The organism is Caulobacter sp. GW821-FHT11E11 (assembly GCF_058808315.1).
Map to the genome: position 1 here is coordinate 54,332 of NZ_JBXARO010000009.1, position 12,899 is coordinate 67,230.

General features: G+C 69.2%; 9 protein-coding genes and 1 pseudogene. 3 read left to right on the forward strand and 7 right to left on the reverse strand.

From position 1 onward, the window contains the following. Nucleotides 1-63: 63 nt before the first annotated feature. Together AC1RR5_RS21485 and AC1RR5_RS21490 are read right to left on the reverse strand one after the other, a co-directional pair. Nucleotides 64-1,602 carry a Y-family DNA polymerase gene (locus AC1RR5_RS21485; protein WP_492924860.1) on the reverse strand — a complete coding sequence of 513 codons (1,539 nt, stop codon included), beginning with the start codon at nucleotides 1,600-1,602 and terminating at the stop codon, nucleotides 64-66. Then, nucleotides 1,517-2,299 carry an ImuA family protein gene (locus tag AC1RR5_RS21490; RefSeq protein WP_492924862.1) on the reverse strand — a complete coding sequence of 261 codons (783 nt, stop codon included), beginning with the start codon at nucleotides 2,297-2,299 and terminating at the stop codon, nucleotides 1,517-1,519. Before AC1RR5_RS21490 ends, AC1RR5_RS21485 begins: the two co-directional genes overlap by 86 nt. 99 nt (nucleotides 2,300-2,398) lie before the next feature. On the opposite strand from AC1RR5_RS21490, the gene AC1RR5_RS21495 reads away from it, so the two are divergent. Both AC1RR5_RS21495 and AC1RR5_RS21500 read left to right on the forward strand, forming a co-directional pair. Beyond that, complete coding sequence (locus AC1RR5_RS21495) at nucleotides 2,399-5,569, forward strand: acetyl-CoA carboxylase family protein (protein ID WP_492924864.1); 3,171 nt, start codon at nucleotides 2,399-2,401, stop codon at nucleotides 5,567-5,569. An 11-nt stretch (nucleotides 5,570-5,580) separates the two neighbouring features. Then, nucleotides 5,581-6,345, forward strand: coding sequence for a crotonase/enoyl-CoA hydratase family protein (locus tag AC1RR5_RS21500; RefSeq protein WP_492924866.1), 765 nt, complete (start codon nucleotides 5,581-5,583; stop codon nucleotides 6,343-6,345). Here AC1RR5_RS21500 and AC1RR5_RS21505 read toward each other — a convergent pair. From AC1RR5_RS21505 to AC1RR5_RS21525, 5 genes are all read right to left on the reverse strand, one after another. After that, on the reverse strand, nucleotides 6,342-6,710 hold the full coding sequence (locus AC1RR5_RS21505; RefSeq protein WP_492924868.1) for a VanZ family protein: 369 nt from the start codon (nucleotides 6,708-6,710) through the stop codon (nucleotides 6,342-6,344). The two genes, AC1RR5_RS21500 and AC1RR5_RS21505, sit on opposite strands and share 4 nt — an antisense overlap. 96 nt (nucleotides 6,711-6,806) lie before the next feature. After that, entirely contained in the window at nucleotides 6,807-8,387 is a 1,581-nt protein-coding gene (serA, locus tag AC1RR5_RS21510; RefSeq protein WP_492924870.1) for a phosphoglycerate dehydrogenase, read from the reverse strand. A 139-nt stretch (nucleotides 8,388-8,526) separates the two neighbouring features. Further along, a complete protein-coding gene (locus AC1RR5_RS21515) occupies nucleotides 8,527-9,714 on the reverse strand; it encodes a phosphoserine transaminase (RefSeq protein WP_492924872.1) in 1,188 nt (395 codons plus the stop codon). Nucleotides 9,715-9,859: 145 nt separating this feature from the next. Next, nucleotides 9,860-10,285 carry a hypothetical protein gene (locus AC1RR5_RS21520; protein WP_492924874.1) on the reverse strand — a complete coding sequence of 142 codons (426 nt, stop codon included), beginning with the start codon at nucleotides 10,283-10,285 and terminating at the stop codon, nucleotides 9,860-9,862. Nucleotides 10,286-10,350: 65 nt separating this feature from the next. After that, nucleotides 10,351-10,665: a hypothetical protein gene (locus AC1RR5_RS21525; RefSeq protein ID WP_492924876.1), complete on the reverse strand. Its 315-nt coding sequence runs from the start codon at nucleotides 10,663-10,665 to the stop codon at nucleotides 10,351-10,353. A gap of 108 nt (nucleotides 10,666-10,773) precedes the next feature. Between AC1RR5_RS21525 and AC1RR5_RS21530 the strand changes: the two are divergent. Further along, nucleotides 10,774-12,781 (forward strand): annotated as a pseudogene (locus AC1RR5_RS21530) (ATP-binding protein). The last annotated feature ends 118 nt before the right edge of the window (nucleotides 12,782-12,899 follow it).

Below are 12,899 nucleotides of genomic sequence, written 5' to 3' on the forward strand. Positions count from 1 at the left end.
CTCTCTCCGTTCTCGCGCGGAGACGGAGGACCCGCGCAGCAGGTCGGTTGAGGTTCTGGCGGTCTATGCGAACAGGCCATGGATCCACCATTTCGGCGCTTCTTCACCGCCGAATAGGCCTTGTCTGAAGATCCAGTATCGGCCGCCGGCGTCGTCCTCGACGCGGTAGTAATCCCTGATCTTGCTAGGGCCAGTATCCGTCTTGCCCACTCCGGCGCGCCACCATTCCTGACCGATGCGCTCGGGGCCTTCGGCGCGGCGGACGCGGTGCGAACGGCCGCGCCAAGTGAACATTCGAGGCGGGTAGTCCGGCACCTCGGCGGCGATGGCCGTGATCGCCTCGGGCCGCTTGAACAGCCGCACCGGGCGCGGGCGGTCGGGGTCCCATCTGGCGGCGGCCGGCGGATCCAGTGGCGCCTTGCGGACGACCGAGCGTTCGGGGACGTGGCTCTCATAGGGGTCGGCGCGCCAGACGCGGTTCTCGCCCAGGCGGTTGACCAGGCGGTCGACCAGGGGGGCCAGGGTCTCATCCAGGCTCGTGCCCGTTTCGGCGTCGAGGCGATCCTGGGCGGCGGCCAGGGGCTCGACCGCCCAAGCGTGGACGGTGACGACCTCGATGCCGAAGCCGGGATCGACCTTGTCGAGCTTGGGCACGATCAGCTTGGTCAGCCGCCGGGCGTCGCGACCGATGCGGGCCAGGCCCGCGCGGACCGGATAGGCCTGGCCGTCCAGGCGGTGGAACACGACCTCGAACCGCTTGGCGCCGCGCCCCTCGGCCTCCAAACGCTGGCAGATCAGGGCCAAGGCGTCGCCGGCCACGCGGGCCAGGTCGTCGGGCGCGCTGATCGGCTCGAAGAAGGCCAGGCGGTCGAACCAGGGGCTGGCCGGGCGGCGGAAGGTCAGGGCCTCGGCGGCCATGCCCAGGGCCTGATCGAGGCGGAGCGTCGTGGCCAGGCCAAAGCGCTTGGCCAGCTGGGCGCGCGGCAGGGCGAAGAGCTGGCCGACGCGGTGCAGACCCAGGCGCGGCAGCTGGGCCTCGGCGGCGTCCTCCAGGCGCAGGGCCGCGACGGGCAGGCCTTCGATCGCCGCCCGCTGCTCTCCCGGCGCGGCGATGGCCAGGTCGTCGCCATAGCGGGCCAGGGCCCAGGCCGCGCCGGGCGTGTCGGCGATCGCCGCCCGCGCCGGCACGCCCCAGCGCGCCAGCCGCGCGACGAGGTCGACCAGCATCTCGCCCTCGCCGCCCCACAGGTGGTCGGTTCCACTGATGTCGAGGAACAGGCCATCGGTCCCGTCCAAAGCCACGGCCGGCGAGAAGCGCACGCACCAGTCGCACAGGGCTTCCAGCGCCACGCGGTCGGCGGCGGCGTCTTGGTCGACGGTGACCAGGATCGGGACCAGGGCCATGGCGTCGGCCGCCTTCTGGTCGACGGACAGGCCCAGGGCGCGGGCCTTGTCGTCGACCGCCGCGAGCCGGCGCGTGCCGCCTTCCGTGGCCAGCAGCGCGAACGGCGCCGCCTCAGCCAACGTGTCGTAGCCCGGGTTCCGTCGGCGCCACGTCGTGATCGGCCAGTTGGGACACCAGACGGAAAGGATGCGGGCCATGGCCGGCCTCCTGTTGTTCCAAGATCCAAGCGCCGGCGCGTCCGCCCCGGCAGCGTTCCAATTCGACCCGCCAGCGCGGCGGGCCTAATCCAATGTCGTCGGCCGGCGCCGGGGTCGGCGTGGGGCCGATCCGCCAGCGACTGAACGAGGCCGAACCGGACACCGCCCGCCCCGCGCCCGCCCGGCCGCCGTACGGTCTTCGGTGCAGCACCACCCCGAAGCCGCCCCGCTTCTCGCAGGCCAGCTGCAGGCGGCGGCCGGCGGTCAGGTCCGGAGCCTCGGCCTCGCCGACGGCGGCGGCGACGCCTTGAGTGGACAGCGCGTCCTCCAGCACCGACAGGGTCTCGGCCTCGTCGCGGGTGCGGACCTGGATCAGCCGCTCGGCCGGGAAGCCGAGGCCGAACAGGCCGGGCGCGAACAGGTCGCTGCGCCGGGCGACCCAGACGATGGCGCCTGTCTTGACCAGCGGCCGCAGCAGCAGGCCGACGAAGGCGGCCGGGGCCGCGCTGGTCTCGGCCTCCAGCCCCGCGCCCGTCACCTCGTGCCAGCCGCCCAGCGGCAGGCCACCGCCCGGGAAGCAGCCGTCGATGGCCGGATCCCCGAACGGCAGGACCGGAGTCGGAGTCCGAGTCCCCGCTTCGATCGCGGCGATCCGGCCTCTCAGGGCCGCAAGACGCGCCTCGCGCGATCCGGCCATTCCTCGCTCCTTGTTCTACTTTTGTTCTGATCTTTCGCGCTTGGAGAGTCAAGCCGTCCAGGCGAAGGTGCGTCAAACGGCCGTATGAAGAGAGCCCGCATGACCCTGTCCCGCGTCCTGATCGCCAACCGTGGCGAGATCGCCGTCCGCATCGCCCGCGCGGCGGCGGAGGCGGGGATCGAAAGCGTGGCGGTCCATGCGGAGGGCGACACCGGACACATCGCCGCCGCCGGCCGCGCGGTCGCCCTGCCCGGCGCGGGCGCGCTGGCCTATCTGGACATCGCCGCGATCGTGGCGGCGGCCAAGGCGGAGGGCTGTGACGCCCTGCATCCGGGCTATGGCTTCCTGTCGGAGAACCCTGCCCTGGCGCGGGCCTGCGCGCAGGCCGGCATTGTCTTCGTCGGCCCCTCGCCCGAGCATCTGGAGGCCTTCGGCGACAAGGCCCGCGCGCGCGGGTTAGCCACCGAGCGGGGCGCGCCGCTGATCCCCGGGACGGGGGCGATCTCGTTGGAGGCCGCGCGAACGTTCCAGGTCGAGCACGGGGCGATCATGTTGAAGGCCCGGGCCGGCGGTGGCGGACGCGGCATGCGGGCGGTGCGGGACGCGGCCGCGCTGGAGGCCGCCTTCGCGGCTTGTGAGCGTGAGGCTGTCGCGGCGTTCGGCGACGGCGGCCTCTATGCCGAGAAGCTCATCGAACAAGCCCGGCATATCGAAGTGCAGATCGTCGGCGACGGCAGCCGCGTGCTGGCCATCGGCGATCGCGACTGCTCGCTGCAACGCCGAAACCAGAAGCTGGTCGAGATCGCGCCGGCGGCCTTGCCCGAGGCTCTGCGGACAGACCTTTGGAAGCATGCCGAGGCGCTGTGCGCCGGCTACCGGGGCCTGGCCACCGTCGAGTTCCTGGTCGAAGGCGACAGCCCCTACTTCCTTGAGGTCAATCCGCGCCTGCAGGTCGAGCATACGGTGACCGAGGAGGTCACGGGCCTGGACCTGGTGCGGCTGCAGTTCGACCTGGCGGCGGGGAAGCCTCTGGACTTGGAGGTTCCGCCGACCTTCGGCGTCGCGATCCAGGCGCGGATCAATGCCGAGACCCTGACCGTCGACGGCCAGGTGAAACCGTCCAGCGGGACGATCAGCGCCTGGAGCCCGCCGGGCGGTCCGGGCGTGCGGGTCGATGCGGGCGTCGCGGCCGGGACGGTGGTCGGGGCGACCTATGACAGCCTGCTGGCCAAGGTGATCGCGCGCGGCCGGACCTATGCCGAGGCCTCGGCGCGGCTGGACCGGGCGCTGGCAGAGTTCGCCATCACCGGAGTCGCGACCACGGCGCCGCTGGTGCGAGCGATCCTGGCGGCGACGCCCGACACCCCCACCACGCGGTTCATCAAGGATCATGCGGCCGAGCTGGTCGCCGGCCCGCCGACACAGAACGCGCAGGCTCTCGAGACCCTCGACGGCTCGGTCGCTGTCGCCGCACCACTCTCCGCTACCGTCGGCTCAATCAGCGTCAGCGAAGGCGACCTCGTCCGCCCCGGCCAGGCTTTGGCCGTGCTGGAGGCGATGAAGATGGAGCACCTGGTCCACGCCACGTCGGGCGGGCGGGTGCTCAAGGTCGTCGTCGAGCCTGGCCACACCGTCGCCGAGGGCCAGCCGCTGGTGTTCCTGGAGCCGATGGAGGTCACCGGCGGCGAGGCCGTCGAAGCCGTCACCGAGGACCTCGACACGATCCGGCCCGACCTGGCCGAGGTCATCGCCCGCCACCGCTACACCCTGGATGAGGCCCGCCCCGACGCAGTCGCCAAGCGCCGCAAGACCGGCCACCGCACGGCGCGGGAGAACATCGACGACCTGGTCGATCCCGGCAGCTTCCTGGAATACGGCGCCCTGGCCATCGCGGCCCAGAAGCGGCGACGCTCGACCGAGGACCTGATCGCCAACACCCCGGCCGACGGGCTGATCACCGGCATAGGCAGCGTCAACGGCGCGTTCTTCCCGCCCGACAAGGCGCGGACGGCGGCGCTGGCCTACGACTTCACGGTTCTGGCCGGGACCCAAGGCGCGATGAACCATCGCAAGTCCGACCGCTTGATGGCGGTGATCGCCGACCAGCGCCTGCCGGTCGTCTGGTTCGCCGAGGGCGGCGGCGGGCGGCCGGGCGACACCGACACCACGGCGGTGGCGGGGCTGGACGTGCCGACCTTCCGCAGCTTCGCCCAGCTGTCGGGCCTGGTCCCCAAGATCGCCATCGTCGCGGGTCGTTGCTTCGCCGGCAACGCGGCTATCGCGGGGCTCTCCGAGATCATCATCGCCACGCGGGACAGCAACCTGGGCATGGGCGGGCCGGCGATGATCGAGGGCGGGGGCTTGGGCGTCTTCCGGCCCGAGCAGATCGGTCCGTCGGCGCATCAATGGGCCAACGGCGTCATCGACATCCTGGCCGACGACGAAGCCCACGCCACCCGGCTGGGCAAGCAGGCGCTGTCCTATTTCCAAGGGAAACTGCCGACCTGGACCGCGCCGGACCAGCGGCGGCTGCGGACCGCGATCCCGGAAAACCGCCTGCGCGTCTATGATGTCCGCACACTGATCAACCTGCTCGTCGACGAGGATTCATTCCTGGAACTGCGCGGCGGCTTCGCGGCCGGCATGGTCACCGGCCTGATCCGCATCGAGGGTCGGCCGATGGGGCTGATCGCCAACGACCCGCGCCACCTGGGCGGGGCCATCGACTGCGAGGGGGCCGAGAAGGCTGCGCGGTTCCTCCAGCTATGCGACGCCTTCGCCCTGCCGGTGCTCAGCCTGTGCGACACCCCCGGCTTCATGGTCGGCCCCGACAGCGAGGACGCCGCCGCCGTGCGCCGGGTCAGCCGCCAGTTCATCGCCGGGGCCAAGTTGCGCAGCCCGCTGTTCACCGTCGTCACCCGCAAGGGCTACGGCCTGGGCGCCCAGGCCATGGCGGGAGGGTCCTTCCACTCGCCGGCCTTCATCGCCGCCTGGCCGACCGGCGAGTTCGGCGGCATGGGTCTCGAAGGGGCAGTCAAGCTGGGCTACCGCAAGGAGCTGGAGGCCGAGACCGACCCGGCCAAGCAGAAGGCGCTCTACGACCAGTTGGTGGCGCGGCTGTACGCGGCCGGCAAGGCGACCAGCATGGCCGCCGCCCTCGAGATCGACGCCGTCATCGACCCGGCCGACACCCGGCGCTGGGTGGTCGGCGGCCTGGACGCCGCGGCGGGGGTCTCCAAGCCCTGGGAAATCCGGGTGGACAGCTTCTGAAGGAGGCGAACATGAGCACGGTCGAGCTCACACAGGATGGCCCCGTCTGGACCGTCACGATCAACCGTCCCGACAAGCGCAACGCCGTCGACCCGGCCACGGCCATCGCCCTGCGCGCCGCGTTCGACGCTTTCGAGGCCGACGAAATCGCCGCCGTGGCGATCCTGACCGGCGCGGGCGGGACCTTCTGCGCCGGCTTCGACCTGGCCGTCGCGGCGTCGGGCGAGGGCGAGCGCTACGCCCCCGAGGGCGAAGGCCCGATGGGGCCGACGCGGCGGCCGCTGGCCAAGCCGGTGATCGCCGCCGTCGAGGGTCACGCCGTGGCCGGCGGTCTAGAGCTGGCCCTGTGGTGCGATCTGCGGGTGGCCGCCGAGGACGCGACCTTCGGGGTGTTCTGCCGGCGCTGGGGCGTGCCGCTGATCGACGGCGGCACGGTGCGGCTGCCGCGCATCGTCGGCCAGGGCCGGGCGCTGGACATGATCCTGACCGGCCGCGCCGTGGGCGCTGCCGAGGCGCTGTCGTGGGGCCTGGTCGACCGGGTGGTGCCGCGCGGCATGGCGTTGGCGGCGGCCTACGAACTGGCCCGGCAGATCGCCGCCTTTCCTCAACTGTGCCTGCGCGCCGATCGCGCCTCGGCCTACGCCCAGTGGGACACGGACTTGGCCGAAGCCCTGAAAGTCGAGGGTCGTGGCGGGTTGGAGCCGCTACGCCGCGAGGCCCGGGCGGGCGCGGCGCGGTTCCGGGATGGCGCGGGCCGTGGTGGGACGTCCGCCTAGGCGTCCCGGGTCAGCCACTGGGTGACGATGATCGGGCCGAAATAGAAGCCGATGCCCAGGGTGTCGGCGACGATGTCGAACACGTCGGCGTCGCGGCCGACGATCGGCAGGCCCTGCAGGATCTCGATGGCGACGCCGAAGGCCAGCAGCACCCCGCCGATCTTCCACGGCCGGCTGCGCGGCAGGGCGACCGAGGCCAGGAAGGTCAGGCCGTAGAAGACGATGAAGTGCTTGGCCTTGTCCCACGGGATCAGGCCGGCGGTGTCGTCGCCAGGCGCCAGAGCCGCGTACAGCGTGAACACGACGGCGGCGACGAAGACCAGGAAGCCGGGCCAGCTGATCTTGCGGGGAACGAGCAGGGACATGGATTCCTGACATGAAGAAGGGGAGCGTCAGCAGGCTGACGGCTCCCCTTACAGGCATCGAATGACGGCGTCTTCCAGGCGAAGACGCCGAAATCCTTAGAAGGTCAGCGCGCGCGCTTCCTTCACGTGCGGCAGGGCCTGGATCTTGGCCAGCAGCTCGGCGGCCGGGGCCTGGTCCACGCCGACCAGGGCGATGGCGTCCGCGTCGGCCGAGAGGCGACCCAGGTTGAAGGTGGCGATGTTGACGCCCGCTTCGCCCAGCAGCATGCCCAGCGCGCCGATGAAGCCCGGCTTGTCCAGGTTGTTGATGTACAGCATGGCCGGCGAGAACGCCGCGTCCAGCTCCATGCCCTTGACCTCGACGACGCGCGGGGCGCCGGCGATCACCGTGCCGGCGAAGGCGCGCTTGCCCTTTTCGGTGGTGATGGTCACGCGCATCAGGCTGTCATAGGTGGGGCTGATTTCCTGACGGCTCTCCGAAACGGTGATGCCGCGCTCCTTGGCGATGGCCGGGGCCGAAACCATGTTGATCTCGGCCAGCATCGGCTTGAGCACGCCGGCCAGGGCGGCCGAGGTCATCGGCTTGACGTTCAGGTTGGTGACTTCGCCCTCGTAGGCGATGTCGATGGCCGTGACGCCGAAGTCGACCATCTGGCCGGCCAGGGCGCCGATCTTCTCGGCCAGGGCCACGTACGGCTTCAGCTTGGGGGCTTCTTCCGCCGTGATCGACGGGCTGTTCAGGGCATTGGTGACCGCGCCGGTCAGCAGATAGTCGCTGACCTGCTCGGCGACCTGCAGGGCCACGTTCTCCTGGGCTTCGTTGGTGCTCGCGCCCAGGTGCGGGGTGGCCACGACCTTGTCCGAGCCGAACAGCGGGTTTTCCTTGGCGGGCTCGGTGACGAAGACGTCGAAGCCGGCGCCGGCGACGTGGCCGCTGTCGAGCAGCGCGCGCAGGGCCGCTTCATCGACCAGGCCGCCACGGGCGCAGTTGACGATCAGCACGCCCTTCTTGGTCTTGGCTAGGTTCTCGGCCGACAGGATGTTGCGGGTCTTGTCAGTCAGCGGCGTGTGCAGGGTGATGACGTCGGCGCGGGCCAGCAGCTCTTCCAGCTCGACCTTCTCGACGCCGATCTCGACGGCGCGTTCCGGCGACAGGAAGGGGTCGTAGGCGACGACCTTCATCTTCAGGCCCAGCGCGCGGTCGGCGACGATGCCGCCGATGTTGCCGGCGCCGATCAGGCCCAGGGTCTTGGCGTACAGCTCGACGCCCATGAAGCGGTTCTTCTCCCACTTGCCGGCCTGTGTCGAGGCGTCGGCGGCGGGGATCTGGCGGGCCAAGGCGAACATCATGGCGATGGCGTGCTCGGCCGTGGTGATCGAGTTGCCGAAGGGCGTGTTCATCACGACGATGCCCTTGGCCGTGGCGGCCGGGATATCGACATTGTCGACGCCGATGCCGGCGCGGGCGATGACGCGCAGGCGATGGGCGGCGGCGATGACGTCCTTGTCGAGCTTGGCGCCCGAGCGGATGGCGACGCCGTCATAGTCGCCGATCACGGCGATCAGTTCGTCCTTGGACAGGCCGACCTTGATGTCGAAGTCGACGCCGCGGTTCTTGAAGATGTCGACGGCGGCGGGGCTGAGCTTGTCAGCGATGAGAACGCGAGGAGCGGTCATTTGGGATTTCCTTGCGGAGAATTGGGTGCGCGCCCTAGTCCTTCGACAGGCTCAGGATGAGGGCTACTGAGAGGCGGCAGTCTGAAATCCTCATCCCGAGCTAGTCGAAGGACGAGGATTTCAGCCGCAATGAGTCAGCTTAGGCGGCGGCCAGTTCGGCCGAGACGGTGGCGAAGGCCCAGTCGAGCCAGGGCGTCAGGGCCTCGAGGTCCGAAGCTTCCACCGTGGCGCCGCACCAGATGCGCAGGCCGGCCGGGGCGTCGCGATAGCCGCCGATGTCGAGGGCAGCGCCCTCCTTCTCGAGCAGGCTGGCCAGCTTCTTGGCGAAGTCGGCTTGAGCGTCTTCCGGCAGGGCGCTGATTTTGGGATCCACGACCTTGAGGCACACGGACGTATTCGACCGGATCTCCGGCGTGGCCGCCAGGAAGTCCACCCACGGGGTCTTGGCGACCCAGTCGGCCAGCACGGCCAGGTTCTGGTCGGCGCGGCCCTGCATGGCTTCCAGGCCACCGATCGAGGCGGCCCACTTCAGGGCGTCCAGCGCATCTTCCACGCACAGCATCGACGGCGTGTTGATTGTCGCGCCTTCGAAGATGTCGGCGGCGATCTTGCCGCCCCCATCCTTGTTAGGCTTCGTCATGCGGAACAGCTTCGGCATCGGCCAGGCCGGCGTGTAGCTTTCCAGGCGGGCCACGGCGCGCGGCGACAGGATCAGGATCCCGTGCGCGCCTTCGCCACCGAGGGCCTTCTGCCAGGAGAAGGTCACGACATCGAGCTTGGCCCAGTCGAGATCTTGAGCAAAGGCCGCCGAGGTGGCGTCGCAGATGGTGATGCCTTCACGGTCGTCCGAGATGAAGTCGGCGTTCGGGACGCGCACGCCCGAGGTCGTGCCGTTCCAGGTGAAGACCAGATCCTTGGCCGGATCGACCTTCGAGGTGTCCGGCAGCTCGCCATAAGGAGCGCTCAAGACTTCGACGTCGGGCAGCTTCAGTTGCTTGGTGACGTCCGTGACCCAGTCCTTGCCGAAGGACTCGAAGGCCATCAGTTGCACGGGTCGGGCGCCGAGCATCGACCACATGGCCATCTCGACGGCGCCGGTGTCCGAACCGGCGACGATGCCGATCAGGAAGTCGGCGGGCACTTCCAGCACTTCGCGCGTCTGGTCGATGGCGGCCTTCAGGCGCGCCTTGCCCAGCTTCGACCGGTGCGAACGGCCGAGGACGGCGTTTTGAAGATTTTCGGGGGTCCAGCCGGGGCGCTTGGCGCAGGGGCCGGAAGAAAACTCGGGGCGAGCCGGACGGATTGCCGGCTTGGCGAGGGTCGTCATAGCGATGTCTCCCATCCTTACAGATGGACAGCGCCCCGTTGGGGGGGCGTGGCCCGCCGGCGAGAAACCGTTTTCCGGCGCGGATTGCAAGCGGAGATTTGAGAAGATTTTTTCCGAAGGCGCGACGAAACGGCGCGCTCGGGGTCTAACTCGCCGCCGACGCGGCCTTGCGGCGATGATTCAACCACGTCCCGACCACCAGGCACAGCAGGACGCCGATCGTGATCAGGTTATTGACGATGCTGTACAAATAGTTGTGCGGCTTGTCGGCCACGAAGAAGTAGGCGTGCAGGCTGAACTGGATGCCTTCTAGCACCATGGCGATGCCCAACCACGGCCGGACGTAGCGCATCGCGGCCACCAGGAATGTCAGGGCCAGCACCCCTTCCGTCAGGAGCAGCGCCCCGGCCTGCGCCGACTTGGGCAGGCTGGCATGGATGATCTCGACGATGATCGCGGTGGCCAGCACGGCCGACGCACCGATGCGTTCAGGCGTTCCGCCCCGCCACCAGGCGAAGACGACAACGCCAATGAAACATGCCCAGAAGACCAGGAAGATTTGGCTCAGCATGGAAAAGGCCCCTATCGCAAGATAAGGGCCTCACCAAGTTAAAGTCTTGCAAAGTTTGGCGAGGTTCAGCCGACTTCGCGCAGATCACGGGCGGTCTTGAGCGAGCCCGAGATTTCCTTGTCGCGCTCGATGCCGACCATCTTGGTGCGGATGCCGAGACGCAGCTTCATTTCGCCGAGTTCCTGGTGGGCCTCGACCATCGCCGAACGCGCTTCGGCCATCAGGGCCATCGCCTGCACGATCTTGGCATGGGCCTTGTCGCCGGAGATCACCGACAGGTTCAGGTCCTTACGCGCCTGCAGCATGTCGGCCATCAGGCCCGCCGCTTCGATCATCGCATTGTCCAGCGCGTCCTCGGTCGAGACCAGTTTGGTACCCACCCGCTGCGCAACAAAAATCTTTTCCACGCCCGCCTCCGTTAACGAAACACTAATGGAAAAGGTAAATAGATTGTTAAAGGCAAAGCAACGCAAAAATGCGTCCTAGCGTTGTTTTGTCGCGTGTCTCTCACTGCCCTTGGAAGCGAAGCGTTAGGAACCTTCAGGCATACTGTCGCGACGATTGAGTTCCTGAACGCTGATGGGCGAAAAGCACAACAACAGCGCGAGCGCTGCCGCGACACACGCACCGCTACAGGCGCGAATCGCCGGTGTGGCCTTGGCCACGACCGTGCTCGCTCTCGTGGCTGCTTGCCTGTGCTTCATGCTGCAGCAGTGGAGCGTCGCGCGGCAGGAAGCCCGCGCCAATCACGAGATCCTGGCCCAAATGGCCGCCGCCGGCGCCGCCGCCCCCCTGGCCGACCACAACATGGTCGGCGTCTATCGGGCGCTGGAAGCCGTGGCCAAGGCGCCCAGCGTCGCGGCCGTCCGCATCATCGACACCAAGGGTCGCACCGTCGCCCAACTGGGCGCGGCCAATCCCACCGACGCCGACACCCTGACGCGGCCGATCAAGCTGTCCTCGCAGACGGTCGGCACCCTGGTGCTGGTCGCCCAGCATCCGGGCCTGGGCCAGACCCTGGCCCGCGACCTGGCCCTGACCGGCGCCCTGTTCTTCGGCGCCGCGGGCCTGGCGATCCTGCTGGCCAACAGCCTCGCCCGCCGCTTGGCGCGCCCCATGGAGCGCCTGTCGGAAGCCATGCACGAAACGGCCGTGGGCGGCCGCTACAAGGCCGTCGAGCAGACCGCCGACGACGACGTCTTCCAGAGCCTGACCGACAGCTTCAATCACCTGGTGACGCGTCTGGAGGCCAACGACCACGACCTGCGCGGCGCCATGGCCGAGCTGGTCAAGGCGCGCGACGACGCCAACGCCGCCAACGTGCTGAAGTCGCACTTCCTGGCCAATATGAGCCACGAAATCCGCACGCCGCTGAACGGCGTGTTGGCCATGGCCGAGGTCATGGCCATGGACGACCTGGGCTCCAAGCAACGCGAGCGCCTGAAGGTGATCCGCGAGTCCGGCGGCCTGCTGCTGGGCGTGCTGAACGACGTGCTGGACCTTTCCAAGATCGAGGCCGGCCGCCTGGAGATCACCGACCGTCCGTTCGACATCGCCCAGTTGGCCCAGGCCATCCGCGAGACCTATGCGCCCCAGGCCCGCGACAAGGGCCTGGCCTTCGAGGTCGCCATCGCGCCCGAGGCGCAAGGCCTGTGGCGCGGCGACAGCGACCGCCTGCGCCAGATCCTGGGCAACCTGATCGCCAACGCCCTGAAGTTCACGCTGGAAGGCGCCGTCGCCGTCCGTTTCGCCTCGGCCGAGGACGGTTCGGGCCTGCGGATCGACGTGGCCGACACCGGCATCGGCATCTCGCCCGAAATCCTGCCGCGCCTGTTCGACAAGTTCGTCCAGGCCGACAGCACCACCACCCGCCGCTTCGGCGGCTCGGGCCTGGGCCTGGCGATCTGCCGCGAGCTGGCCGCCATGATGGACGGCTCGATCAAGGTGCAGAGCCGCGAGGGCCGGGGCTCGACCTTCACCGTGCTGGTCGCCCTGCCCCGCGAGGAAGCGCTGACCGACGTCCACTATATCGACGATGACCACGCGCCCGCGCCGCGCGTCGTCGTCTCGTCCGAGGCCCCCGCACCGGCCGAGACCGCCTTCTTGCGCGTGCTGGCGGCCGACGACAATCCGACCAACCAGAAGGTCGTCGAGGCCGTCCTGGCCCCCCTGAACGCCGAGGTGGTGCTGGTCGGCGACGGCGCGGCCTGCGTCGAGGCCTGGAAGGCCGCCAAGTTCGACATCGTGCTGATGGACATCCACATGCCCGTCATGGACGGCCTGGAGGCCGCCCAGGCGATCCGCCAGCTGGAAGCCGAAGAGGGTCGCCAGCGCACCCCGATCGTGGCCGTGACCGCCAACGCCCTGGCCCACCAGGTCGAGGACTATCTGGCCGCCGGCATGGACGGCCACGTGGCCAAGCCCATCGAGGTCACCAAGCTCTATGCCGCCATCGAGGCGGCAATGACCGCCGCGCGCCTGGCGCAGGCGGCTTAAACCTCTCTTTTGTCGGAAGATGAACGCAACATAACGAGCGGCTCAGAACCGCTTCAGGCTGAGCGTGTTTCTCTTAGCTCAACGTCGCTTCCCCCACTTGTGCGACGCAGAGATTTGA

What these genes read in the sequence shown, in the direction of transcription:
- AC1RR5_RS21515 (WP_492924872.1), bottom strand. Translation starts at nt 9,714, where the DNA reads ATGACGACCCTCGCCAAGCCGGCAATCCGTCCGGCTCGCCCCGAGTTT.
- AC1RR5_RS21485 (WP_492924860.1), bottom strand. Translation starts at nt 1,602, where the DNA reads ATGGCCCGCATCCTTTCCGTCTGGTGTCCCAACTGGCCGATCACGACG.
- AC1RR5_RS21500 (WP_492924866.1), top strand. Translation starts at nt 5,581, where the DNA reads ATGAGCACGGTCGAGCTCACACAGGATGGCCCCGTCTGGACCGTCACG.
- AC1RR5_RS21490 (WP_492924862.1), bottom strand. Translation starts at nt 2,299, where the DNA reads ATGGCCGGATCGCGCGAGGCGCGTCTTGCGGCCCTGAGAGGCCGGATC.
- AC1RR5_RS21495 (WP_492924864.1), top strand. Translation starts at nt 2,399, where the DNA reads ATGACCCTGTCCCGCGTCCTGATCGCCAACCGTGGCGAGATCGCCGTC.
- serA (WP_492924870.1), bottom strand. Translation starts at nt 8,387, where the DNA reads ATGACCGCTCCTCGCGTTCTCATCGCTGACAAGCTCAGCCCCGCCGCC.
- AC1RR5_RS21505 (WP_492924868.1), bottom strand. Translation starts at nt 6,710, where the DNA reads ATGTCCCTGCTCGTTCCCCGCAAGATCAGCTGGCCCGGCTTCCTGGTC.
- AC1RR5_RS21520 (WP_492924874.1), bottom strand. Translation starts at nt 10,285, where the DNA reads ATGCTGAGCCAAATCTTCCTGGTCTTCTGGGCATGTTTCATTGGCGTT.